Origin of the sequence: Spinactinospora alkalitolerans (genome assembly GCF_013408795.1) — a bacterium.
In the GTDB taxonomy this organism is placed as follows: Bacteria; Actinomycetota; Actinomycetes; order Streptosporangiales; family Streptosporangiaceae; genus Spinactinospora; species Spinactinospora alkalitolerans.
On the sequence record NZ_JACCCC010000001.1, the window covers coordinates 6,057,363 to 6,080,179 of the forward strand.

At 73.3% G+C, this 22,817-nt stretch carries 20 protein-coding genes and 1 tRNA gene; 12 read left to right on the forward strand and 9 right to left on the reverse strand.

The genetic code is table 11. The features are described from left to right. Nucleotides 1-557: 557 nt before the first annotated feature. On the reverse strand, nucleotides 558-1,424 hold the full coding sequence (locus HDA32_RS27070; RefSeq protein ID WP_179645841.1) for a MauE/DoxX family redox-associated membrane protein: 867 nt from the start codon (nucleotides 1,422-1,424) through the stop codon (nucleotides 558-560). A 2-nt stretch (nucleotides 1,425-1,426) separates the two neighbouring features. After that, nucleotides 1,427-2,383 (reverse strand): hypothetical protein, encoded by a 957-nt coding sequence (locus HDA32_RS27075; protein WP_179645842.1) that lies wholly within the window; start codon nucleotides 2,381-2,383, stop codon nucleotides 1,427-1,429. 365 nt (nucleotides 2,384-2,748) lie between these two features. Between HDA32_RS27075 and HDA32_RS27080 the strand changes: the two genes are divergently transcribed. Beyond that, nucleotides 2,749-3,267 (forward strand): SigE family RNA polymerase sigma factor, encoded by a 519-nt coding sequence (locus HDA32_RS27080; protein WP_179645843.1) that lies wholly within the window; start codon nucleotides 2,749-2,751, stop codon nucleotides 3,265-3,267. Between the two features lie 100 nt (nucleotides 3,268-3,367). Here HDA32_RS27080 and HDA32_RS27085 read toward each other — a convergent pair whose 3' ends face one another. Further along, entirely contained in the window at nucleotides 3,368-4,402 is a 1,035-nt protein-coding gene (locus HDA32_RS27085; protein ID WP_218882615.1) for a glycoside hydrolase family 43 protein, read from the reverse strand. 315 nt (nucleotides 4,403-4,717) lie between these two features. Between HDA32_RS27085 and HDA32_RS27090 the strand changes: the two genes are divergently transcribed. Together HDA32_RS27090 and HDA32_RS27095 are read left to right on the forward strand one after the other, a co-directional pair. Next, nucleotides 4,718-4,806: transfer RNA gene (locus HDA32_RS27090), tRNA-Ser, on the forward strand. Nucleotides 4,807-5,305: 499 nt separating this feature from the next. Continuing rightward, a complete protein-coding gene (locus tag HDA32_RS27095) occupies nucleotides 5,306-5,893 on the forward strand; it encodes a hypothetical protein (protein WP_218882616.1) in 588 nt (195 codons plus the stop codon). A 91-nt stretch (nucleotides 5,894-5,984) separates the two neighbouring features. On the opposite strand, the gene HDA32_RS27100 is transcribed toward HDA32_RS27095, so the two are convergent. Further along, nucleotides 5,985-6,194 carry a hypothetical protein gene (locus tag HDA32_RS27100; RefSeq protein WP_179645844.1) on the reverse strand — a complete coding sequence of 70 codons (210 nt, stop codon included), beginning with the start codon at nucleotides 6,192-6,194 and terminating at the stop codon, nucleotides 5,985-5,987. An 84-nt stretch (nucleotides 6,195-6,278) separates the two neighbouring features. Between HDA32_RS27100 and HDA32_RS31595 the strand changes: the two genes are divergently transcribed. Then, the gene (locus HDA32_RS31595) at nucleotides 6,279-6,401 is read left to right on the forward strand and encodes a hypothetical protein (RefSeq protein WP_281370416.1); all 123 of its coding nucleotides are present in this window, start codon (nucleotides 6,279-6,281) and stop codon (nucleotides 6,399-6,401) included. A 473-nt stretch (nucleotides 6,402-6,874) separates the two neighbouring features. Here the strand turns inward: HDA32_RS31595 and HDA32_RS31600 are convergent, their stop codons facing one another. The 3 genes from HDA32_RS31600 to HDA32_RS27110 all read right to left on the reverse strand — a co-directional run bounded on the left by HDA32_RS31600 (nucleotide 6,875) and on the right by HDA32_RS27110 (nucleotide 9,049). Continuing rightward, entirely contained in the window at nucleotides 6,875-7,015 is a 141-nt protein-coding gene (locus HDA32_RS31600; RefSeq protein WP_218882617.1) for an acyl-CoA dehydrogenase family protein, read from the reverse strand. Between the two features lie 5 nt (nucleotides 7,016-7,020). After that, complete coding sequence (locus tag HDA32_RS31605; RefSeq protein ID WP_218882618.1) at nucleotides 7,021-7,287, reverse strand: acyl-CoA dehydrogenase family protein; 267 nt, start codon at nucleotides 7,285-7,287, stop codon at nucleotides 7,021-7,023. 367 nt (nucleotides 7,288-7,654) lie between these two features. Next, complete coding sequence (locus tag HDA32_RS27110; RefSeq protein ID WP_179645845.1) at nucleotides 7,655-9,049, reverse strand: YcaO-like family protein; 1,395 nt, start codon at nucleotides 9,047-9,049, stop codon at nucleotides 7,655-7,657. A gap of 260 nt (nucleotides 9,050-9,309) precedes the next feature. Here HDA32_RS27110 and HDA32_RS27115 point away from each other — a divergent pair, with 260 nt between their 5' ends. The 7 genes from HDA32_RS27115 to HDA32_RS27145 all read left to right on the forward strand — a co-directional run bounded on the left by HDA32_RS27115 (nucleotide 9,310) and on the right by HDA32_RS27145 (nucleotide 16,655). Continuing rightward, nucleotides 9,310-10,242 carry an SAM-dependent methyltransferase gene (locus HDA32_RS27115; protein WP_179645846.1) on the forward strand — a complete coding sequence of 311 codons (933 nt, stop codon included), beginning with the start codon at nucleotides 9,310-9,312 and terminating at the stop codon, nucleotides 10,240-10,242. A 422-nt stretch (nucleotides 10,243-10,664) separates the two neighbouring features. Next, a complete protein-coding gene (locus HDA32_RS27120; protein WP_179645847.1) occupies nucleotides 10,665-12,131 on the forward strand; it encodes a phytoene desaturase family protein in 1,467 nt (488 codons plus the stop codon). Between the two features lie 617 nt (nucleotides 12,132-12,748). Further along, nucleotides 12,749-13,621 carry a hypothetical protein gene (locus HDA32_RS27125; protein WP_218882619.1) on the forward strand — a complete coding sequence of 291 codons (873 nt, stop codon included), beginning with the start codon at nucleotides 12,749-12,751 and terminating at the stop codon, nucleotides 13,619-13,621. A gap of 638 nt (nucleotides 13,622-14,259) precedes the next feature. Beyond that, entirely contained in the window at nucleotides 14,260-14,793 is a 534-nt protein-coding gene (locus tag HDA32_RS27130) for a globin domain-containing protein (RefSeq protein WP_179645848.1), read from the forward strand. 166 nt (nucleotides 14,794-14,959) lie between these two features. Continuing rightward, complete coding sequence (locus HDA32_RS27135; RefSeq protein ID WP_218882620.1) at nucleotides 14,960-15,553, forward strand: hypothetical protein; 594 nt, start codon at nucleotides 14,960-14,962, stop codon at nucleotides 15,551-15,553. A 73-nt stretch (nucleotides 15,554-15,626) separates the two neighbouring features. Then, nucleotides 15,627-15,869: a hypothetical protein gene (locus HDA32_RS27140; RefSeq protein WP_179645849.1), complete on the forward strand. Its 243-nt coding sequence runs from the start codon at nucleotides 15,627-15,629 to the stop codon at nucleotides 15,867-15,869. A gap of 147 nt (nucleotides 15,870-16,016) precedes the next feature. Then, nucleotides 16,017-16,655 carry a hypothetical protein gene (locus tag HDA32_RS27145; protein ID WP_179645850.1) on the forward strand — a complete coding sequence of 213 codons (639 nt, stop codon included), beginning with the start codon at nucleotides 16,017-16,019 and terminating at the stop codon, nucleotides 16,653-16,655. Between the two features lie 632 nt (nucleotides 16,656-17,287). Here HDA32_RS27145 and HDA32_RS27150 read toward each other — a convergent pair. After that, entirely contained in the window at nucleotides 17,288-19,666 is a 2,379-nt protein-coding gene (locus HDA32_RS27150) for a Tex family protein (RefSeq protein ID WP_312863348.1), read from the reverse strand. A gap of 927 nt (nucleotides 19,667-20,593) precedes the next feature. Between HDA32_RS27150 and HDA32_RS27155 the strand changes: the two genes are divergently transcribed. Continuing rightward, nucleotides 20,594-21,868, forward strand: coding sequence for a multidrug effflux MFS transporter (locus HDA32_RS27155; protein ID WP_486387597.1), 1,275 nt, complete (start codon nucleotides 20,594-20,596; stop codon nucleotides 21,866-21,868). A gap of 46 nt (nucleotides 21,869-21,914) precedes the next feature. Here the strand turns inward: HDA32_RS27155 and HDA32_RS27160 are convergent, their stop codons facing one another. Next, complete coding sequence (locus tag HDA32_RS27160) at nucleotides 21,915-22,757, reverse strand: LLM class F420-dependent oxidoreductase (RefSeq protein WP_179645853.1); 843 nt, start codon at nucleotides 22,755-22,757, stop codon at nucleotides 21,915-21,917. Between the last annotated feature and the right edge of the window lie 60 nt (nucleotides 22,758-22,817).

The following is a 22,817-nucleotide window of genomic DNA, read 5'->3' on the forward strand; positions in this document are numbered from 1 at the left end:
CGATGGCGCTGCCCCCACCCGGCGCCGAGGGTGTCGCGCGCGAAGCCATTCCATGGACGACTCCGGTCGCACCTCCGATAACAGCCCGGCGGATGCCGCTGAGCGCCGGAGGCGGCAGGCCCGCGATTCGGCAGCGATATGGGGCCGTTAACGGCCACGCCCTTGTATTTTCTTCGAATGAGTGAATCCGATATGCGCGCAGGTGGCGAACACATCGAAGGGCGCCCGGCGGCCGAGCCGCGACACGAAGTCCCGGCGCCCTTCTCACCGCACTCCGCGTCTTCTGCGACGCGTCGTGACGCCCCCGGAGGGCCGGCCGCCCGCTCCGACGCTCCGGTACCGGACCGCCCCGCTGCCCTGCGCCGTCTCCCGCCCCCGGCAGCAGCGAACTGACACGACCGGGAGACCGACGCCCCGGTCAAGCACCCCCTGACAGCCCACGGCCACTGGATGCATCGGACTCAACCGTCCGGGGACCCGCTGTACGGGTCGACACTTCACGAGAGCTTCCGCGCATCACGCTCTCTAAGGCTTTCTATGGATAACGCTAGAAAGCGCTATACGGATTCATACGGCGTCGCCGGGTCGCTCCCGGTGCCGGGTCGCGGTCGCGGCGCGCCGTGGGGGGCGGTCTGCGGGGCGCCGGGCTCGGCCGGGACGATCGCGGCGCGCACGGCGGGGCGCCGCCCGCTCACCGGGACCCCGAACACGACGTCCACCGGGCGCCCCCTCCTGCGGCCGTTGAAGCGCACGAGGCGCAGGCAGCCCTGCCGCCACACGTCCACGGGTTCGGTGGAGGCGAGCACGTCCCGGTTGGCCCGCCAGGCCTCGCTGGAGCGCAGCCGCGCCATCGTCCGCCGCAGCGGCACCTCGCGCAGCTCGCACGGGACCGGGTGGGCCAGCCGCCGCGCGATCTCCTTCAGCTCGGGGGAGAGCGCGCCGAGCACCGCGGCTTCGGCCGCGAGCGCCAGACCGTGCCAGGCGGTGAAGCCCGCCGCCATCTCGACGCCGGAACCCGGCAGCCCCACGAGCGCCGCGGCGGCGAGCGCGAGCAGGCCCGCCCGCGCGATGCTGCGCCGGCCCACGGGCGTGCTGCTCACCCCGCCGAAGCAGCCGCAGCCCATCTCCGGGTCGCGCCTGCGCAACTGGAGCAGCGTCGCCACGGCGACGACGAACAGCACCGCCGTGGCGCCGCGGGCGAGGTCGCCGGGCAGGCCGACCAGGACCGGCAGCGACAGGCCGAGCAGCGCCTCGGCCCCGGCCGCGGCCAGCGCGGCCGGCCGGCGCAGGCGCACCGGAAGCAGGGCCACCCAGCCCTGCCCCCGCGCCGACCGGTCGGTGAACTTGGCCGCCGCGCCGAGCAGCAGCATCGCGGTCAGGATCGGGAACTGGGTCTCGCGGAGCACGTCGAGCACGTCGGACACGGTCAGTCCACCGCCAGGGTCGCGTTGAAGCAGCCGTCCTCCAGGCGCCCGCCCAGGGCGACGAAGCCGGCCAGGGTCAGTTGCGCGATGCGGCCGCGCTCCTCGGTGGCGCAGGTGACGCAGCGATCGCAGAAGTGGCTGACGGCGGAGCCGCAGGAGGTCACCGGAACCGCCGCGGAATCGCCGGTGCAGTCGCTGCGCAGCCGCAGCGTCGCCCCGATGGACAGCAGCGGCAACGGCGCGCAGGAGGCGGCGCGGTCGCACTCGGGGCCGCAGTCGCTCGCGCGGTCCAGCGCGGAGTAGGCGGCTCCGGGCGCCGTTGCGCGCGGGTCGGCGTGGGTGTCGCGGCCCAGGACGGGGTCGTACCAGGTGACCATGCCCGATACGGACGTCGGGCGTCGGCGCACCGGCGGGCGCTGCGGCGTCTCGGCCACCGGGTAGGTCGGCTGCGACGTCGCCGGCAGCAGCGCCTGGACCACCCCGTCCTCCCACACCCCGATGGCGTCGAAGAGGTATCCGGGCTCCAGCACCGAGTGGCGCACCCGCATGCGCCCGGAGGAGCGGTAGGGGATGACGGCGGTCCGGCGCTCGCGGTCGTGGCCGGGGTCGATCTCCAGGACGTCGCCGTCCCGCGCGGTGATGACTCCGGTGACGCGGGCCGGGTCCGACCAGACGCGTTCGGCCACCCAGCGGCTGCTGGGGTCGCGCCGGACGATGATGTCCTGGCCGTGCCGCAGCCTGCTGAAGTCGACCTCGCGGCCGCGCCAGAACGTCGTGGACCGGGCGAAGACGAAGCGCTCCTCGCCTCGCGGCGTGGCCAGGCTGAGCATGTGCGGGCTGATGTCGAGCAGCACCCCGCGGGCGACCCGCTCGGCGGGGTCGTGCGGCGCGGGCGCGGCGCGGTCTCCCAGCAGCGCCGCCGCCAGCCGCCGGCGGGCGTGCGCGTCCACCGCCGTCAAGGTCGCCTCCCGGGGGTCGCACCTGCTGTGGCGTCAACGGCGTCCCGGACCCGCGAGGAGGCACGGGAACCCTCTTATTCTCTCCCAATCCAGGGCCGAAGGGCCCCAATCGCGCAGAATCGTCCGGACGAAACGCGCGGCGGGTGGCGCGGGGCCGGGGAAAGTTCGCCGCCGGTCCGGCGACGGCAGGCCCGCCCCCGCCGGATGTCCCGCTCCGCACCCATAGTCCGGTTTGTTGGAAGATGGCACTAATGGGAGCCAATGATTACATCCGCCGTGCAACAGTGATGAGCGTGAGGTTGTGATCGAGGGCGCGTCCCGGGACGGCGGCCGGTGCGCGCTCAGGGGACCGGGTCGGTGGTCGTGTGAGTGGGTCAACGCGGCAAACCAGGTATGAGGAGTTCTCCGACTACGTCGAGCGCCGCGGGCCCGCGCTGCTGCGCATGGCCCAGTCGCTGACCGGCAACCACGCCGACGCGGAGGACCTGCTGCAGGCCGCCCTGGTCAAGACGTTCTTCGCGTGGGAGCGCATCGCCAGCCCGAACGCCCGCGACGGCTACGTGCGCCGCGCGATGGTCAACACCCAGATCTCGGAGTGGCGGCGGCGCCGGCTGGACGTCTACCCCACCGATGAGATCCCGGAGCAGCGGGTGGACGACCCCACCTGGCGCACCGACCTGGCCGACGCGGTCGGCCGCGCGGTCGACCGCCTGCCGCGGCGGCAGCGGATGACCGTGCTGCTGCGCTACTACGAGGACATGTCGGAGGCCGAGATCGCCGCGGCGCTGGGCGTGAGCGTCGGCACGGTGAAGAGCACCGTGTCCAGGGCCGTCGCCAAGCTGCGCCACGACGCCGACCTCACCATCGAGCGCGCCAGGACCTGACCGCGGGGCCGCGCCCGCGGCCGTCGGCGGGCGCGGCCCCGCGGCGCTCCCGATCGCCGTGGCGCTCCCGGCATCGGAGCGCCGCGGCGATCGGGAGCGGTCAGGGCGCCGGCTGCGGGCCGTGCGTGGGGCCGTGCACGACCGGCCTGCCGCCCTCCCAGGTCACCTCGTCGATCCAGAGTCGGCGCCCGGGTGGCTCCTCGCCGATCGAGTCCGGCGGCCACGCGTGGTAGAGCATCCAGGTGCGCCCGTCCTTCTCGACGAGGGACATGTGGCCGGGCCCCGCCGCGTGCTCGGACGAGGACAGGATCGGGTTCTCCGCGGCCTTGGTGCACGGCCCCGTCGGGCTCTCGCAGGTGGCGTAGCCCACCGCGTAGTCGGCGGTGGCGAAGCCGTTGGCCGAGTAGAAGAGGAACAGCCGCCCGTTGTCGCGCCAGAGGAAGGGGGCCTCGACCAGACCGCCCTCCCAGCCGGGGTCCCCGCGGAGCAGCCGGGTGGGCTCGGCGCTCAGGGACAGTCCGTCCGCGGCCAGCGGCGCGGACTGCAACCATGTGTCGACCCCCACGGCGTTTCCGTCGTTCTTCCAGGTCAGCCACAGGGTGCCGTCGGCGTCGCGGAACGGGTTCGCGTCGATCGAACCGCCCTCGTCGGCCTGGCACACGAGGGGGGCCTCGGAGGAGTCGACGAAGGGGCCCTGCGGCCGGGACGCGATCGCCACGCCGATGCACTGCCGTCCCGCGTCGCGCGCGGCCGCCGTGTAGTACAGCGCGTAGCGGTCCGGGGCGAGCTCGATGACCTCGGGCGCCCAGGTCCGACCGGCGTCGGCCCATGCGGGCAGTTCGGGCAGCGCGTCGCCCACCGGCGTCCAGTCCACGAGGTCGGTGGAGCGCAGCGTCTGGACGTTGCCCAGTTCCCCGTTGGTGGCATAGGCCCACCACGAGCCGTCCGACCGAATGGCCTGCGGGTCGGGGAAGTTCTCCTCGTGGACGGGGTTGGTGAAGGTGGCCCCGCCCTTCGGCGGGTCCGGTCGCTCGGGGCCCGATGCGGCGGCGCCGGTGAGCGCCGTCATCAGGGAGGCGGCGAAGAGCACGGCGAGTCCGGACCGGATCGCGTGCCGGGTTCTGTGGGGGTGCAAGACGCGTCACTCCTTCGATCCGCGGCGGGGGGCGCCTGCGGCGGCGCTCCGCGTCGAAAGGGCCGGTGAGCGACGCGGCGCCCGCGCGGCCCGGTCGGTCGCGATACCGCCGCACGCGCTCCGGCCGTCCCGCGGCGCCCACGTCGCGCAACTCCGTTGTTACCCGAGTCACATCGTCACACATATTTACATCGTTGTAAACCGGCTTGGGCATCCGCCGCACGCCTTCTCGGGCATCCGGCGCGGCCACCTGCCACGACATCGGACATTCGTTTTGCACCTTGCCCGTCCCGCTCGGTACTCTTGTCCCAGCCGGGAGGATTCGCCTAGTCCGGTCTATGGCGCCGCACTGCTAATGCGGTTGAGTGGCAACGCTCTCCGGGGTTCAAATCCCCGATCCTCCGCGCTCCGACCTGGGGTTTCTCGCACCGCGGAAGCGGCGAGAAGCCCCAGGTTTCGTCGTTTCCGGGCCTGGTGGGCACGCGGTGGGCGCAATCGCGGACGCCTGCGCGCCCGTCCGGCTCAACGGACACCACTCCCCGGAGCATCCGGCCCCGAGCGGTCCGACCTCGCAGAGCCGATGCGCACGACCTCCCGGGCCCGGTCCGAGATTCCCTGCGGCGACGACGCGAAGCGGACCCGATGAGGCCGGCGCCCGTGCTCCGCACGGGACGGCGGCCCTGACGCGCATGCCGGGTCGGGGACTCCGGGAAGCCTCCGCCGTGGGCGGCATCCGAAGAGCCCGGGAATCCGAGGTGCCGCGACACGCGCACCATCCCGAGACCTGCGGTTCTCCCCCCGGCCGGTCGGTGCGTACTCGGTGTTTGCCACTGCGGTTCCGGGGCAGCGGCCCGCACGCTCGCAAGGAAGGTGGCGCCGAGGAGAACGGAACGAGTGGGGCTTATGCAACCGCTACTGGAGAACTCGATGTTTCCCCCTCTTGCCCTGGGCTTCTTCGGGCTGGGGACCGGCTACCTCATCTGGGGGCCGCAGGAGCTGTTCGGGTTCCCCGCTCGGGACGACTCCGTCGACCGGTCATCCGGGGTGTGGGGCATCCTGCTGCCCGGGTTCTGCCAGTTCGTCACCGGCGTCATCCTGTTCGTCGGCCTGACCTGGTTCCAGGTGTTCGCCTACGACCCGGCGCTGTACATGGCGGCGCTGGCGTTCTCGGCGTACGGCATCCACTGGTTCGCGCTGGGGTGGAACCGCTATCAGGGCAATGACCCGCGGCCGAACGTGGGCATGTCGGTGGCGTTCACCCTGCTGTCGGTGCTGGGAGCCATCGTGTTCTTCGGGGCCGGGGCATGGCCGGTCGGGCTGCTGTTCGTCGGTCTGACCTGGGTGTATGTCAGCGAGTTCGTCACCACCCTCGGCAAGACGGCCGGCGAGCGCTCGCTCGGCGCGGCGCACCTGGCCACCGGGATCTGGCTGATGTACCTGACCTTCGCCGCGGCGCTGAACTTCGCCTCCGGCCACACTCTGCCCCTCTGAGGAGCCGTTCCGGATCGGGCCGGTGCGGCGGGCGCGGCCGTCCCTCCCGCCGGCCGGGGGCGACGGCCGCGCCGGAGACCGGAGGGCGGGGCTACCGGTCGACCGCCGCCGGCGCCTCGCGGACGGCTTCGGGCGGCTTCTCTTCGAGGAAGCGCGCCATCTCCTCCTCTTGGCGCAGGATGCCCGTGAGCTTCGCCGCGGTCTCCTCCTCGCCGATCTGCCGTGTCCCGGCATCTCCGCCGTTGTGCGCCGGTTGCGCCCGGGCCCCCGATGCCGCCGGGAGCGGGAATGAGCGATTCACCGGGACGGATCCGCCCGGTCTCCGGCCGCGTCGGATGGTCGGCGGCGCGGTTAGCGGGTGATGCGGCGGGTAGGCGGGACCGCCATGAGGGTGGAGAGCGGTCTGGAAATCGGGGTGGGCGGGCAGCTTCTGATGTTCGCGAGCGTCGGCGTGGCGATCCTGCTCCTCATCACGGTGATCGTGATCCTGATGAGGCGCGGGCGGTGAGCGGATGCCGACGCGCGCCGGTCGGGCCGCCGACGCTCCCGTCCGCGGTCCACAGGCGCACGTCGATGACTCGGTTCCTCGACGGCTCCGGCTCGGCGGGCTCCGCGGCGCACCCCGACAGCACCACCGCACCCGCCACACACACGATTCCGCGCATCGTCTCCTCCACGCGCCTGAGTAGAGGTGCCGGGTCATCATCGTGTAGAGCACGGGTTCTTCGGTCAGAGCCGCGCCACGGGTTCCGCGCACTCCTCGGGCTTGGGCACACCCCGATCGCGCAGCGTCCGCAGCACCTCGAACGACGACGCCGTGTCCCCGCCCGAGGCCCGCGGAGCCAGGTAGACCTGGGCGACCCGGACGGCTTCGACACGGCCGGCGCCTTCCGCACCCTCCTCGGCAAGGCGCCGGACGGCGACTGAAGCATCGACGGGGGTGCCGGCCGCGCCCCCGCTGCCGCCCGAAGGGCCGCCGGTCTAGGTGAAGGCGCCGATCTTCTCCATCGACGCCATGGCGGGCAGCCACCGGTCGCGCTGCTCCTGGTCGCCGCCCGCGTAGATGCTGCCCATGGCCAGGCCGGTGTGCACGCCGGAGAACACCGCCATGGACGGGTCCACCCGGTTCAGTTCGAGGCTGAGGAACCCGGCGAACAGCGGGCTGCGGACGGTCCCGTCCCGTATTCGGGGTAGGAGTATCCGGCCAGACGCAGTTCGGCGAACCTCCCGATCGCCTCGAGGGGGAACTCCGCCTTCTCCCAGCAGGCGTCGGCCAGCGGTTTGATCTCCGCCTCCAGGTACTCCCGGATCCGGGCGAGCTCGGCGCGCTCGGACTCGGGCATGAGCTCGGCGTAGCCGAAGAAGTCGGAGTCGGCGATGGCGGGTTTGGGCATGGCGTGTCTCTTTCCTGAGCGTCTGGGGTGTGGGGCGTCGCCGCGACGTCGATGCGGCCGTGTTCACCCCTGTTCCGCGCGCCGCAGCGCCTCGATCAGGGCGAGGTGCCCGCGGTCGCGCGCGGGGGCGCGGTCGCGCTGGGCCTGCGGGCCGGAGCCGTGGGCGTCCTCGACCGCCTCGACCGGCGCCGCGATGGTGGCGGGGGCAGCTCGGGTGTGCCGAGCGCCCTCCAGCGCCGCCGCATGCCGGGGCCCGGATGCTCCAGCATGTGCCGGATGCCGTCGCTGCCGCCCGGCGACGTCTTCATCACGGTATCGAGTTCGGCGAATTCACGGCCGCGTTCGCACGGGATCGGTCCGCGGCCCGTCACACCCGGTCGCGGGCGCGCAGGCGGCGGCCGCGCTCCCCGGGGAGCGCGAGGTGGCCCTTGGTGATCAGGTGGAACCGCTCCAGGCCGGGGCACTGCACCTGGACCACCGTCGTGCCGTGCTCCAGCACCGCGAGCCGGTGCGCCGCGACCCGGTGCCCGGCGGCGGCGATCCGCTCCACGACCGCGGCGCGCTGCCGCGCCACCGGGGTCCCGGGCGGGACGGTCTCGGGCGGGACCCCGGCCACCGGCGCGTCGGCGAGGCGGTCGGCGAAGTCCAGGTGGGCGCAGGCCAGCAGCCGCGGGTGGCCGGCGAGCCGCTCGCGCACCGCCGCTGCGATGTCGTGCTCGGCCACGACCTGGTCGAACGTCGGGCGCTCCGCGGGGCGCCGGGCCGGGCGCTCGCGCGGTGCGGCGGCGTGCTCGGCCACGACCCCGGCGAGCAGCTCGCCCTGGACGAACTCGGTGACGGCGCGCTCCACGGCCGTTTCGCCCGACAGCGACGCGCCGAGCCCGTAGTAGCGCGCCGAGGAGCCGGCCAGAGCGGGCGCGTAGGCCATGACCACGGGCACGCCGAGGTCGGTGGTCAGGTCCAGCAGGACGACGGGGCCGCCGACGACGGCGGCCGCGCGGTCCAGCCGTTCGCGCAGGAAACCGGGCAGCGCCTCGCGGGGGATGCGCGCGGGCATCGGCCCGCGGTCGTAGACGCCGCACAGCAGGAACAGGGAGAACGCGTCACGCTCCGCCCACTCGTTCAGCGCGTGCAGCAGCGCCTCGTCGTCGGTGGCGCCGATGGCGCAGCCGGTGTTGACGCTGTAGGACAGCATCGACCGGTAGTCGGCGGTGTCGCCGAGCCGCGAACGGCGCTCCAGCATTCCCGGCGTGGGGACGGGATACCACGGCGCCCACAGGAACAGCGGGACGTCGAAGTCGGGGCCGCCGTCGAGCGCGGAATGGCGCAGGCACGCGAGCCGGGCGCCGGGCTGCCGGGCGGCGTCGCGGACCGCGCGGTCGGCGCCGAACGGGCCGGAGAGGAGGTCGGCGGCGTCGCAGAGCCGCACGGGCAGGGAGTCGAAGACGAGCGGGCCGCTGAGCGCGTGCTCCAGGGCCTCGAACTGCGCCCCCACGCGGGCGGGCGCGCTCAGTCCCTTCCCGCTGCCCAGGCCGTAGGGGACCTCGGTCCCGTCGGAGTGCCAGAGCTCGCACTGGGTCGCGGTGGGCTCGTCCTCGTCGAGCACCCGGTAGCGGGAGCGCCATCCCAGGGCGCGGATCTCGGCGTGCACCCGCCGCTCCGCCTCGGCGAGGGGCAGTTCGCGCTCGCGCGCGCCCGACCAGGCGGCGTTCCCCGGAGCGGGCGGGAGGGGAAGGGGCCCGGCCCCCTCCCCTCCGACCATGGGAGTCCACTCAGGCAGCGGCAACGCTCTCCTGCGCGGTCTCCTCGTCCAGCTCGTCGACGTCCAGGGCGATCTCGGTGTCGACGTGGTCGAGCGACACGGTCAGGTCGTAACCGGCACAGGCCATGACTCACTCCTCGGCTGGTTGCCTCGAACGCGTAGATCATCCCTACGCACCCATGTTTCTACCTTGTTATGAGAGCTTTGTCACTCATTGGAGCTCCCGGACCGCCGACCGGAAAGGCTGGGACACTCGCGCCATGGCGACATCGGAATCGGACCTGCCGGCCCGCGTCGACGCGTTGATGAACGGCGCGTGGCTGCTCGCGGCGCTGGCCGCGGCGGCGGGCGGGCGGCCCCTGTCCGAGGAGCACGGCGCGCTCCTCGGAGCCGCCGGGTACGCCGAACGCGGCCCCGAGGGCTGGCGGCTGCCGCCCGCCCACCGCGCGGTGCTGGCGGACCGGGCCGACGCCTTCCCGGCCCAGATCGCCCGGATCCTGCGCGACGCCGCCGACGCCGCCGAGGGACGCGGCGGGGGCGCCGCCGAGGCGCACGACGGCGAGGACGACGACGCCGCTCTCGTCTCGGCCGGGAGGTCCTCCGGCGAGCACATGGCCGGGTTCCTGGACCTGCTGGCGGCGCGCGCCCCCGGTTTCGGCGACCTGCTGCGCCGGGACGGCCTGCGCTTCCTCGACGTCGGCACCGGGACCGGCGCCATCGCGGCGACGGTGGTCGCCCGGGTCCCGGGCGCCCGCGCCGTCGGGCTGGACGTCCAGCCGCGGATCCTGCGCCTCGCCGAGGAGCGGTTGGCCGACCGCGGCCTCCTCGACCGCGTCGAGCTGCGGTTGCAGGACGTCGCCGACCTCGCCGAGACCGGAGCCTACGACCTGGCGTGGCTGCCGCTGTCGGTCATCGCGCCGGAGGCCGCCGTCCGGGCCCTGCCGCGCGTGCGCGCCGCCCTGCGCCCCGGAGGCCGGCTGATCTGCGCCACCGCGCTGCGCGGCGGGCGGCCGGACGGGACCGGCGCCGTGCGGGAGGCCGTCATCCGGTGGCGGGCGGCCCGCAGGGGCATCACCCCGTGGCCCCCGGCCGAACTGGCCGAACGGCTGACCGCGGCCGGCTACCACGGCATCCGGGAGGTCGAGACGCCCCCGCACGGCATGGCCGTCGTCATCGCCGAGGCCCCGCGCTGATCCTTCATGCACCGTCCTCGGCCACCGAGGTCTTTGCCCCAGCCAAGGAGGGATCCACGGTGGCCGGGCGACGGTGCACGCCGCCCCCGGCCTCAGGGGGGTTGAACCTCAACCACAGGAGGGATCCGCGGTGACCGGGCGATCCCTTGATGGGCCTTCGGCCACGCGAGAGGATCGCCCACCCGCGCGCCCTCCCTCCTGGGGCGGGCCTACACAACCCCCTGAAGTCAAGGCCTCTTCCACCTCTCCTGGGGCGGGCCTACACAACCCCCTGGGGCCGAGGTACGCGCGCCATCCCTCCTGGCGCGGGCGGCACTGGGACGGGCACGCGACTCCTCCTGAGGCGAGGCGCGCAACTTGTGGCGGTGCGGGCGCGGTAGCGTTCGGGTGACCGTTCGACGCAGTCGAAGAGCGTGGGTGCCGTGTCTGCTGATGTGGTCATCATCGGGTCGGGTCCCAACGGGCTGGCCGCCGGTGTCGTCATGGCGCGCAGCGGCCTCAGCGTGGAGATCCACGAGGCCGCGGCGGAGGCCGGGGGCGGTCTGCGCAGCGCGCCGCTCTTCGACTCCTCCGTCGTGCACGACGTCTGCTCCGCCGTCCACCCCATGGCGGCGGCCTCGCGGTTCTTCCGCGAGTTCGACCTCGCCGGGCGCGGCGTCGAGCTGCTCCAGCCCGAGATCGGCTTCGCGCACCCGCTGGACGGCGGCCGCGCCGGGCTCGCCTACCGCGATCTGGACCGGACCTGCGACCGGCTCGGCGCCGACGGCGCGCGGTGGCGCGACCTGATGCTGCCGCTGGTGCGGCGCAGCGAGGCAATGGTGGACCTGCTGCTCTCCGACCAGCGCCGGCTCCCCGCCGACCCGCGCGCCCTGTCCCTGCTGCCCCGGTTGCCGACCCGGATCCTGCGGCACGGGACCGCGTGGTCCCGGCACCTCTTCTCCGGCCCCGAGGCCCCCGCGCTGCTCGCCGGCGCGGAGGCGCACGCCGTCACCGGGCTGCCGAGCCTGCCGGCCGCGGCCGTGGGCCTACTGCTCGGCCACCTGGCCCACAGCAGCGGCTGGCCCGTCGCGCGCGGCGGCAGCGCGCGCATCGCCGACGCGCTGATCGAGGACTTCACCGCGCACGGGGGCCGAGTGCACACCGGCAGCCCGGTCACCGACATCCGGCAGGTGCGGTCCGCGCGCGCCGTGCTGCTGGACCTCGCCCCGCGCGGGGTGCTCGACGTCGCCGGCCCGCTGCTGCCCGCCGGGTACCGCGGGCGGCTGGAGCGCTACCGCTACGGGCCGGGCGCGGCAAAGGTCGACTTCCTGGTCTCCGAGCCGATCCCCTGGGCCGTGCCGGAGATCGGCCGGGCCGGCACCGTGCACCTCGGCGGCGACCAGATGGAGGTGTTCGCGCGCGAGACCGCCGTGGCCCGCGGCGCGCTCCCGGCCGAGCCGTTCGTGCTGCTGTCGGAGCCGATGGCCGCCGACCCGTCCCGGGGCGCCCCCGGCAGGCGGCCGGTCTGGGCCTACGCGCACGTGCCCAACGGCGACCCCGGCGACCCGGTGGCGGCGGTCCGGTCGCGGATCGAGCGCTTCGCCCCCGGGTTCGGCGACACCGTCCTGGCCTCCCGCGGCGTGCCCGCGGCCGCGATGGAGTCCTACAACCCCAACTACGTCGGCGGCGACATCGGAGCGGGGGCCATCGGGATCCGGCAGATGCTCGCCCGCCCCGCCCTCCGGTGGGACCCGTACCGCACCCCGCTCAAGGGGGTCTACCTCTGCTCGGCGGCGACCCCGCCCGGCCCCGGCGTGCACGGGATGGCGGGCTACCACGCCGCCCGGAGCGCGCTGCGCACCGAGTTCGGCATCCACGCGCCGCCCTCGCTGAGCCCCCGCCGGTCCTGACCCTGTGGACGTCGAAACCGCGCTTTCAGGGGCCGCGAGGTCACGATCGGCGGAAAAGGCGGTGCGGGACTCCCCCCGGTTGCATCGGCGGGGCTCCCCGGCCGCACCGGTCCCAGGTCGTGCGGTGGTGAACGGGAGGCTGCGGCCGCAGCCTCCCACCCCCTCATCAGCGACCTGGTGTGCCGGGTCGTCGGTTCGATGCGTGTTCCGCGGAGGTGGGGCGCTCATCAGGCTCTGACCGCCGCGTTCGCGGGGCGGGGCGGGCTTGCGGGACCCGGATCCGCTGTGCCGCCGACGGCTTGCGCGCACCGCGACAGCCGACCCCCCGTACGGACCCGGTCGCCAGACACCGGCCATGCCCTCAGGACCGCAGCGGCGCCACCCGATGACCTGAGCGCCCTCCCCCGACACGGCGACATCCACTGAATCAACGACTCAGGACGCTACGAGAGCGGGCTGGTCGTCCCGGGCGCATCGTGAGGAACGGCGGGCGCGGGTTCGCGTCCGGCCGGATGATCATGAGTTGTACAGCTGTGACCTGAAGGGGTGTCCGGATTTTCGGAAGGTCGATATCTTCGTTTCATTCCCCCCGTTTCCTCCCATCTCAGAGGACTCTCTTGTCACACGACTTCTGGCTCAAGAACACCGCGCGCCTCCTCGGCGGGGCCCTGATCCTCGGATCGGCGTCGCTGGCCATGGGCGGCACCGCGGCCGCGGCCCCCTTCAAGGGACCGAACGGCGACAACGGGACCGTGAAGGTCCACGACTCCGCGACGGACGCGGAGGACCCGCGCAACGAACCGAAGGTCTGCGAGTTCTACCTGGTCGGCTCCAACTTCGACGAGGCTCAGGAGGTCTCGTGGCGGATCAAGTCCTGGCCGCCCACCGGGACGAAGGAGGTCGTCGATGAGGGCTCGCTGACCCTCGACGGCGAGGGCCACGGCCGCACCGGCGACCTTGGACTGCCCGACGGCCACTACAAGGTCTTCTGGGAGTTCGAGGGCCAGAACGGCAACGGCGGCAAGCACAAGGTCTTCTGGGTCGACTGCGGCGAGGAGGAGACCCCCGGCGGCGAGGAGGAGCCCGGCGGGGACGAGCCCGGCGAGGAGGAGCCCCCCGGGGACGGGGAGGAGAACCCGGGCGGTGAAGAGCCCGGCGACGGCGAGGAGAACCCCGGCGACGAGGAACCGCCCGCCGACGGGGAGGAGTCGGACGGCGAGGAGACCCCCGGTGCCGAGGAGCCGCCCGCCGAAGGCGATGAGCCCGGCGAGGAGACCCCCGGCGGCGGGGACGAGGGCTCGGAGACCCCCGAGGCCGACGAAGCCCCCGCGCCCGCTGACGAGGGCGACGCCGCCGGCGGCCTCCCGGTCACCGGCGCCGCGCTGACCGGCCTCGTCTCCGCCGGACTGGTCGCGATCGGCGGCGGCGGCGCGGCGGTGTACTTCGCCCGCAGGAAGAAGACCGCCCCGACCGGCGGATCCGAGGAGTAGCGCACCGGCCCGCGGGCCGACGAGCACAGGCGGGCGCCCGGCGGGCGCCCGCCTTTTCGGCGTGGGACGGGGCTATCGGGGGATGTGCAGATCGTCGAGACTCGCGGGCGATGTCGAGGAGTCGCCGGGTGAGGGCGCGGGCGCGCCTGGTTTGAGTCGCGTCGGCGGGGGCAGCAGGGGCTGATGAGGCAAAAGGGACGATCGCGGCGACGGGTGCGCCCCGACGGGTCGGGTGCACCGTCTTCCCCGCTTCGGCCTGTACGACGAGTCCGGCCAGGTCGGCGCGGGCGACGCGCAGGGTCACCTCCTGCGGCACGGAGGCCTCCTGTTGGCTCTCCATGGGTGGCGTGGTGTACACATAGGGTGTCATTCTGCGCACTCATTCGGTATTCGGAGACAACGGACGATCGGATGGGTACGCGTCCACCTTTGACGGCAAGGGTGGAGCAGGAATGGCCGAGGCAGCGGCCGCCGCCCCCTCCGAGGAGCCGCCGCACCCCGGCGCCCGGACGCCTCCGCCCCGCGGCCTTCCCCGGGCCCACCGGCCGTCCCGCCTCCTGACACGAGAATCCTGTCCCCGCCACTCGTTCCGCTCAGGTGCCCCCACCGGGCCGACGACAGACTCCCGGAGACGCGAAATGCACCCCCGGTCCATCCACGACGTCCGGCTCCCCAGCGCCCACGTCATCGAGCAGGTCCGCCTGACGTGCTCTGACCTGCCCGAGAACTCCACCGTTCTGGCCGAGTCCTTCTACCGGCACCTGTTCGAGATCGCGCCGGAGGCGCGGTCGATGTTCGCCGCGGACATGAGCCCCCAGCACGAGCGGATGAGCCAGGCCCTGCTGGACGTGGTGCGCTACCTGGACCGGCCGGAGGAGGTGCAGCAGTACCTGCGCCGCCTCGGCGCCCACCACCACAGGGAGCTCGGTATCAAACCCGAGCACTACCCCAACGTGGGGCGCGCCATGGTCCGCGCGGTCCGCGACCTGTCCCCGTCGTGGTCCTCCTCCTTCAGCTCCTCGTGGATCATGGTCTACGAATGGATCACCGCGAACATGCTCGCCGGCGCCGAGGCGGACGCCGAGGCCGCGGCCGCCCGCGCGGCGAACACCGCCGAGCCCCGCACCGCCCAGACCGTCCGCACCGCGGCCCACGGCGCCGCCCGCAGGTGACGGGGGGGCTCTCGCCGCCCTCGGCGGCCCGGTCCCCCTCCGGCCCGCTCCGATCAGCGGCGTCCCGTGCGGAACGCGCATACACCGGCACCACCTCGGTAGAGGGTGCACCGGCCGCAGGATCTCCTGCCGGGCCGTTCATCTTCTGGGGGGTGTCATGAAATCAATGGAAATGATGAAGGTGGCGGATCGCAACACCGTCATCCGCAGCCTGCACGACTTGGGACTGGCCGCCTGGTTCGGCGGATCGCTGATGGGGGCGATCGGCCTCAACGGCGCCGCCAGGGAGGACGACGACGCCGTTCGCGGGGTCCGGATCTCCAGCGCGGGATGGAACAAATGGGCTCCGGCCAACGCCGCCGCGGTCGCCGTGCACCTGGTCGGCGGGGCCGCCCTGCTCGAAGCGAACCGCTCCCGGGTGGAACACGAGAAGGGCGTGGGCGCCTCGACCGCCGCCAAGACGGTGCTCACCGGCGCGGCGCTGGCCGCCAGCGTCTATGCCCGAATGCTGGGCAAGCGGCTGGAGGCCGCCGTGAAACCGAACGGGGCGGACAAGTCGGACAAGGAGGGCGAGCTCGCCGAGCGCGCGGTGTCGCTGAAGCAGGCCCACCGGCAACTGCGCGCGGCGCAGTGGAGTGTGCCGGTCCTGACCGGGGCACTGGTGGCCCTCAACGCCCTGCACGGGGAGCAGCAGCGGCCCTCCCAGCAGAAACTCGGCCTCATCCATAAGGCCGGCTCCCGCCTGCACATGGGCGACTGACCCGGGCGGTGTTCTTCGGCCGCATGGGCCCGATCCTCCGCGGCCTCGTCTCGGTCCCTGCGGGATCGAACGGATGCCGACGACCACGTTCCTCGTCTGCACCGCGCTCGGCGGCCTGATCCGGAACACCGCCTTCGTCGTGGCCGACCACCTGTTCGGGGAGAACCGGTGGACGGTCGAGCGGTACGTGGGCGTGTTCTCCAAGGCGGTCGTGGTCACCGCCGTCGTCGCGTTCGTCTGCTTCGTGGTGCTGCGCCTGCGGGAGGCCCGCCGCGCGAGGGCCGACCGGCACGGAGCCCCCGCGCGGTGCCCGTGACCGGGCGGGACACCGTGCGGGGGCGCCCGCTCTTCCGGTGCGCTCCGGGCCCGCGCACTTGACAATCCGGCCGTTGCCCCCAATGCTCGCCACCTACGCGAAGGCGCTCGGACCCGGATCATCCCCTCACCCCTCGGAGGCCCCACCGTGTACGATTTCCTGCTCGTCCTGGCGGGCGGCGGCATCAGCCTGGTGAGCAGCGCCGCCGTCACCTGGCTGCAGGGCCGCCACTCCCGCAGGACCGAGGGCCGCGCCGCGGCGCGCGAGGCGACGCGTCAGCTCACGGGGCTGTTCATCACCGAGCGGGATACCCCGTCCCCCGGCGACGGCACGGCGTCGTCCGCTCTCGCCGAGGCGGAGATCCTGTCGGTGACGATCGCCGACCGCCGCGTCCGGGACCGCGTCCGCGACGTCATCCGGCTGCTGCGGGAGTGCCGCCTCCCCGAGCTGGAGGAACTCAGCGGGGTCAAGGCCGAACGGGCCGTGCAGATGCTGTGCGACCACGCGCTCGAAGTACTGGGAGCGCACTTCCGCGGGGACCGGCTCCCCGCGCTGCCGCAGAACGTGCAGAAGATGCTCGACGCCGAGGAGGAGGCCCTCAACATCCACGCCGGCGGCGCGCCGAAGCAGGCGTCGGCGCCGAAGGCCCCGGCCGCCGACGCACCCGCCGCGGCGGCGTCCCCGGAACCGCCGACGAGCCGCAAGGTGCGCCGCAAACCGCGCAGCGCCTCGACCATCGGAACCGACGGGGCCGCCGCCGACGACGCCCGTTCCGGCGACTCCTGAGGTCCTCGGGCCGCCCGGCCTTGCGGTGGTTCTCTCGCCGACGCTTCTTGGCCTTGTCGGGGGTTATCGCAACGTTTTTAGGCTCCATAAGGCCAAGATCGACGAGAAGGCCAAGCTCGACGAGCAGGGATGCGGCGGAACGGCATCCGCGCCGCCTGAGCCGCCCCCCCGGCCCCGCCGCTGCTTTTCCGTGCAGCCCACCCGCCACTCGGCCGACCACAAGGCCGCACAGTGGATCGGATCCGCACGTTCACCGGCGATCCGGGCCCGTCACCAATGCAGAACTCAAGAGAGCGGCGGCGCCCGCTCCGCCGGCTACACATCCGGCCCGCTGCCGAGCGGCGGGTCCGCTTCGCGCGCGAGTGGGCCTTGAAGGCCGCTCCCTCGGTCTGGCCGAGCCTTGACTGCTGCGTCTGTGGGGTGGGGTGGGGTTTCCAGGGCTCGGACCTGCTGTGCCGCCGGCGCTGCGCGCCCTGCGACAGCCGACCCCCTTGTGCGGACGCGGCCGTCGGACATCGGTGAGACGAGAACTCGAGCTCAAGATCAGCGCCGAAAGCCCCCGGCCCTGGGGCTCGCGGCGGTGCCGTGGAGCCCGGGGACCGGGGGCGGAACCCGGGTCGTCGGGGTGGGCGCTATTCGGCCAGGCCGGCGCGGCGGAGGGCGTCGGCCAGGGCTCCGCTCGGGGCCGGGCCCTTGCCGCCGCGGTTCTGGCCCTTGCCGCCGCGGTTCTGCTTCTGGCCGCCCCCGCGGTCGCCGCGCTTGCCGCCGCCCTTGCGGTCCCGGCGCTCGGCGCCCGACGGCGCGCGCTGCTCGCCGGAGGCCTCGATCTCGTCGTCGAGCCGCAGCGTGAGCGAGATGCGCTTGCGCGGAATGTCCACGTCGAGCACCTTCACGCGCACGATGTCGCCCGACTTGACGACGTCGCGCGGGTCCTCGACGAAGGACTTCGACATCGCCGAGACGTGCACCAGGCCGTCCTGATGCACGCCGACGTCGACGAAGGCGCCGAAGGCCGCGACGTTGGTGACGACGCCTTCGAGCAGCATGCCGGGTTCGAGGTCGGCGAGCTTGTCCACGCCCTCCTTGAAGCTCGCGGTCGTGAACGCGGGACGCGGGTCGCGGCCGGGCTTCTCCAGCTCCTTGAGGATGTCGGTGACGGTCGGCAGGCCGAAGGTGTCGTCGACGAACTCCCCCGGCCTGAGCGCGCGCAGCCGCGCGCCGTTGCCGATCAGCGACGTGATGCCGGTGTCGGAGGCCGCGAGGATGCGGCGCACCACCGGGTAGGCCTCGGGGTGCACGCTGGAGGCGTCGAGCGGGTCGTCGCCGCCGCGGATGCGCAGGAAGCCCGCGCACTGCTCGAACGCCTTCGGGCCGAGCCGCGCGACCTCCTTGAGGGCGGCGCGCGAGCGGAACGGGCCGTTGGCGTCGCGGTGCAGCACGATGTTGTGCGCGAGCCCCGATCCGATGCCCGAGACCCGTGTCAGCAGCGGCGCCGATGCGGTGTTGACGTCCACGCCGACCCCGTTCACGCAGTCCTCCACCACCGCGTCGAGCGAGCGCGACAGCTTCATCTCGGCGAGATCGTGCTGGTACTGGCCGACGCCGATCGACTTGGGGTCGATCTTGACGAGCTCGGCCAGCGGGTCCTGCAGCCGGCGCGCGATCGACACCGCGCCGCGCAGCGACACGTCGAGTTCCGGCAGCTCCTCCGAGGCGTAGGCCGAGGCGGAGTACACCGATGCGCCGGCCTCCGACACCATGATCTTGGTGAGCCTGAGCTTGGGGTGCAGCTTGATCAGGTCGGCCGCGAGCCGGTCGGTCTCGCGCGAGGCGGTGCCGTTGCCGATCGCGATCAGCTCGACGCCGTGCCGCGCGGCGAGCCGCTCCAGTGCGGCGATCGCCTCGTCCCAGCGCCGCTGCGGCTGGTGCGGGTGGATCGTCTCGGTCGCCACCACCTTGCCGGTCGCGTCGATCACCGCGACCTTCACACCGGTACGGTACCCGGGGTCGAGGCCCATGGTGGGCCGGGCCCCGGCGGGCGCGGCGAGCAGCAGGTCGCGCAGGTTGGCGGCGAAGACGTCGACCGCCTCGTCCTCGGCCGCCTGCCACAGGCGCATGCGCAGGTCGATGTCGAGCCGGACGAGGATGCGGGTGCGCCAGGCCCAGCGCACCGTCTCCATCAGCCACCGGTCGGCCGGGCGGCCGCGGTCGGCGATGTCGAAGTGCCGGGCGACGCGCAGCTCGTAGTCGCCCGGCCCGGTCCGCGCCTCCTCCCCGGCCTGCGGCTCCTCCGGCTCGGGAGTGAGGTCGAGGACCTCCTCCTTCTCGCCGCGGAACATCGCCAGGATCCGGTGCGAGGGCAGCCGGGTGAAGGGCTCGGCGAAGTCGAAGTAGTCGGCGAACTTGGCGCCGGCCTCCTCCTTGCCCTCGCGCACGCGCGACACGAGGCGGCCCCGCGTCCACATCCGCTCGCGCAGCTCTCCGATCAGGTCGGCGTCCTCGGTGAAGCGCTCGACCAGGATCGCGCGGGCGCCGTCGAGCGCCGCAGCGGCGTCGGCCACGCCCTTGTCGGGGTCGGCGAAGTCGGCCGCGGCCGCCTGCGGGTCGGTCCCGGGGTCGGCGAGGAGCCGGTCGGCGAGCGGTTCGAGCCCGGCCTCCCTGGCGATCTGCGCCTTGGTGCGGCGCTTGGGCTTGTAGGGGAGGTAGATGTCCTCCAGGCGGGCCTTGGAGTCGGCCGCCATGATCCGCGCCTCGAGCGCGTCGTCGAGCTTGCCCTGCGTGCGGATCGACTCCAGGATCGCCGTGCGCCGCTCCTCCAGTTCGCGCAGATAGCGCAGCCGCTCTTCGAGCGTGCGCAACTGTGCGTCGTCGAGCGTGCCGGTCACTTCCTTGCGGTAGCGGGCGATGAACGGCACGGTGGAGCCGCCGTCGAGCAGCTCGACGGCCGCATCCACCTGCCGCTCGCGCACGCCGAGCTCCTCGGCGATCCGCTGATGAATGGACGTCGTCACGTTCCTGATCCGCCTTCTCAACTGGGGTCCGGGGTGCATTGTCCAGGACTCCGGCCCAATTGTCGCGCCGCCCCCGCGACGAACGCGCGGCACGCTCCCCCGATCCCGCGGGCCGAGACCCGTTCCAGGGAGGGAGGACGCGCGGACGAGGGCACGCGTACCTCGGCCTCAGGGGGTTGTGAAGACCCGCCCCAGGAGGGATGGCGTGCGGGTGGGCGATTCTCTCGCGTGGCCGAAGGCCCGTGGACGCAAAATCGCCCTCACGCGCGAAGCGCACGCCGACACCATGGGCACAGACCGACACCGCGGTTTCGGCCCGGCGCCCAAAGCGGCGGTGTGCGGTCGCGTCCTCGGGCCGGGGTTCACGCCCCTGTGGCCGGTGTTTCACGCCCTCGGTGGCCGAGGTCGGCGGGCGCGGTGGTCCGCGCCCTCACCGCGCACCGAAACCCCGGTCGCGTCCCGGCACACGAGGTGGCGGCGTGGGCGGCGCGGCGCCGGGGCGATCCCTTGAGGGGCCTACGGCCACACGAGAGGATCGCCCGGCCACCGCGGATCCCACCTTCGGCCGAGGTTCACGACCCCCTGAGGCCGAGGACGGCGTGCACCGTCACCCGGTCACCGCGGACCCTTCCTGTGGTTGAGGTTCACGGCCCCTGAGGCTGAGGAGAGCGGGCATGGTGACCCAGCCCTCAAGAGGTGGCGATGCAGCTCTCACCTGCGGGAATGCCCGCATGACAGGGGGCCGGGGGCGGTTCCGCGCACGTGGGGGACGTCACGTTTGAAAACGCGGAACACATGGATTTCGGGTATGGCGCGTGTGGTTGCAGACGGGGTGACCCCCGAGGAGATCCCTTCAGTCTCCCTCCGGATCCTCCTTCTCGTCGCCTTCTCCGCTGTTGCGCCCTCTCTCCGCCCGAGGTGATCCTCGTGTCCATCGTCGCCGCGCGTCCGGCCGCGACCGGTTCGCACACCAGCACCCTCACCGAGGCTCCGCGGCCGCGGCGCTCCGTGGTGCTGCTGGTGTTCGTGCTGGGCGCGCTCTCGGCCACCAGCTCGCTCGCGACCGACCTCTACCTGCCCGCCTTCCCCGAGATCGCCGCGGACCTGAACGCTCCGGCGTCGCAGGTCCAACTGACGCTGACCGCCATCATGGTCGGCCTGGCCGTCGGCCAACTGGTGATCGGCCCGATGAGCGACATGTGGGGGCGCCGCGTCCCCCTGCTGATCGGGGTCTCGCTGTTCACCGCCACGTCGTTCCTGTGCATGGTGGCGCCGTCGGCGGAGATGTTCAGCCTCATCCGGTTCGTGCAGGGCCTCGCGGCCTCCGCCGGTGCCGTGATCTCCAAGGCCGTCGTGCGCGACACCTTCGACGGCGACTCCGCCGCCAAGTTCTTCTCCCGGCTGGTGCTGATCGTCGGGCTGGCGCCGATGCTGGGGCCGATCCTGGGCGGCCAGCTGCTGCTGCTGGGTCCCTGGCAGCTCATCTTCGCCGCGCTGGGGACCGCCGGGCTGATCAGCTTCGCCCTGGTGTTCTTCGGGATGCCGGAGAGCCTGCCGAAGGAGCGGCGCCGGGCGCCCCAGATGGCGGCCACGCTGCGCACGTTCGGCAGGCTGCTGCGCGACCCCGGCTTCATCGGGCCCGCGCTCATCATGGCGCTGAGCTTCGCCATGACCTTCACCTACATCTCGACGTTCTCCTTCATCTCCCAGAACGAGTTCGGCGCCTCCGCCCAGCAGTTCAGCCTGGTCTTCGCGGTCAACACCCTGGGGATGGTCCTGGGCAACCAGGTCAACGCCGCGCTCATCGGCAGGATGCACACCTCCCGGCGGCTGCTGGCCGGGCTGGCGGGCAGCGTCGCCGCCGTGGCGGCCCTGGCCGTCCTGGGCGTCAGCGGGCAGGCGAACCTGGTCTCGGTCACCGCCGTGCTGTTCGTGATGATGTTCTGCACCGGGCTGATCTCGCCCAACGCCACCACGCTGGCCATCTCCAGCCAGTCGGCTTCGGTGGCCGGCAGCAGCTCCGCGCTCCTGGGCACCCTGCAGTTCGCGCTCGGCGGCGGGCTGGCCGCGGCCTCCGGCCTCACCTCCACCGGTCAGGCCACGCTGACCAGCATGACCGCGGTCATGTTCGGCACCGTCGCCGCAGCGGCGCTCATCTTCGTGCACGCGGCGCTGCGCGGCCACACGCGTTCGGTGCTCTGACGCGGGCGCCGGGCGCGCCGGGCCGGACCGGCCGGGCCGGGCCGGGTCAGCGGGCCTCGTCGATCATGACGGCGATGTCGTCCAGCCGCTTCAGTGTCTCGTCCTCGGGCTCGGTCGGCAGGTTGACCAGCACCCGCTCGGCGTCGAGCCCGGCAGCGGCGGCGATTGCCTCGCGGGTCTCGGGTACGCCGAACACGGTCACCGGGAGCTGCTCCCGCCCCTCCCGCGCGCAGCGCTCGCGGAACTCGGCGATGGCCGACACCAGCGGCTCGGCCTCGCCCTTCCAGCGGGGGAACCAGCCGTCGCCGTAGTCCAGCACCCGGTCCAGGACGGTGCGGCCCTCGCCGCCGACGAGGACCGGGAGGTGCGGCCGCCGCACCGGCTTGGGCCAGGCGTAGATCGGGTCGAAGTCCACGAAGTCGCCGTGGAACTCCGCCTCGTCCTCGGTCCAGATCCGCTTGATCGCCTTGACCCGCTCCCCGAGCAGCGACACCCGCGTGGCCGGGTCGGTGCCGTGGTTGCGCATCTCCTCCCGGTTCCAGCCTGAACCCACGCCGAGCACGAACCGCCCGCCGCTGACCCGGTCGACCGAGGCGGCCTCCTTCGCCGTCATGATCGGGTCGCGCTCCACCAGCAGCGCGATCCCGGTGCCCAGCACGAGGCGCTCGGTGGCCGTCGCCGCCGCGGACAGCACCACGAACGGGTCGAGCGTGCGGTAGTACTTGCGCGGCAGCTCACCGCCCTCGGGGAGGGGCGTCTCCCGGCTCACCGGGATGTGGCTGTGCTCGGCCACGAACAGCGACTCGAACCCCCGCTCCTCCAGGGCGCGGCCGAGGGCCGCCGGGCCGATCCCCTCGTCAGTGACAAACGTCGAAACACCGAATTCCATGTGTCTCCCCTTAACCGCGGGCGGCCCGACCATGCGCGGGGCCGGCCCGCCACCGAGACC

Excerpts from the sequence above, each read along its gene's own strand:
- HDA32_RS27095 (WP_218882616.1), top strand. The coding sequence starts at position 5,306 with ATGCAACCGCTACTGGAGAACTCGATGTTTCCCCCTCTTGCCCTGGGC.
- HDA32_RS31595 (WP_281370416.1), top strand. The coding sequence starts at position 6,279 with ATGAGGGTGGAGAGCGGTCTGGAAATCGGGGTGGGCGGGCAGCTTCTG.
- HDA32_RS31605 (WP_218882618.1), bottom strand. The coding sequence starts at position 7,287 with ATGCCCAAACCCGCCATCGCCGACTCCGACTTCTTCGGCTACGCCGAG.
- HDA32_RS27110 (WP_179645845.1), bottom strand. The coding sequence starts at position 9,049 with ATGGTCGGAGGGGAGGGGGCCGGGCCCCTTCCCCTCCCGCCCGCTCCG.
- HDA32_RS27115 (WP_179645846.1), top strand. The coding sequence starts at position 9,310 with ATGGCGACATCGGAATCGGACCTGCCGGCCCGCGTCGACGCGTTGATG.
- HDA32_RS27130 (WP_179645848.1), top strand. The coding sequence starts at position 14,260 with ATGCACCCCCGGTCCATCCACGACGTCCGGCTCCCCAGCGCCCACGTC.
- HDA32_RS27135 (WP_218882620.1), top strand. The coding sequence starts at position 14,960 with ATGGAAATGATGAAGGTGGCGGATCGCAACACCGTCATCCGCAGCCTG.
- HDA32_RS27140 (WP_179645849.1), top strand. The coding sequence starts at position 15,627 with ATGCCGACGACCACGTTCCTCGTCTGCACCGCGCTCGGCGGCCTGATC.
- HDA32_RS27160 (WP_179645853.1), bottom strand. The coding sequence starts at position 22,757 with ATGGAATTCGGTGTTTCGACGTTTGTCACTGACGAGGGGATCGGCCCG.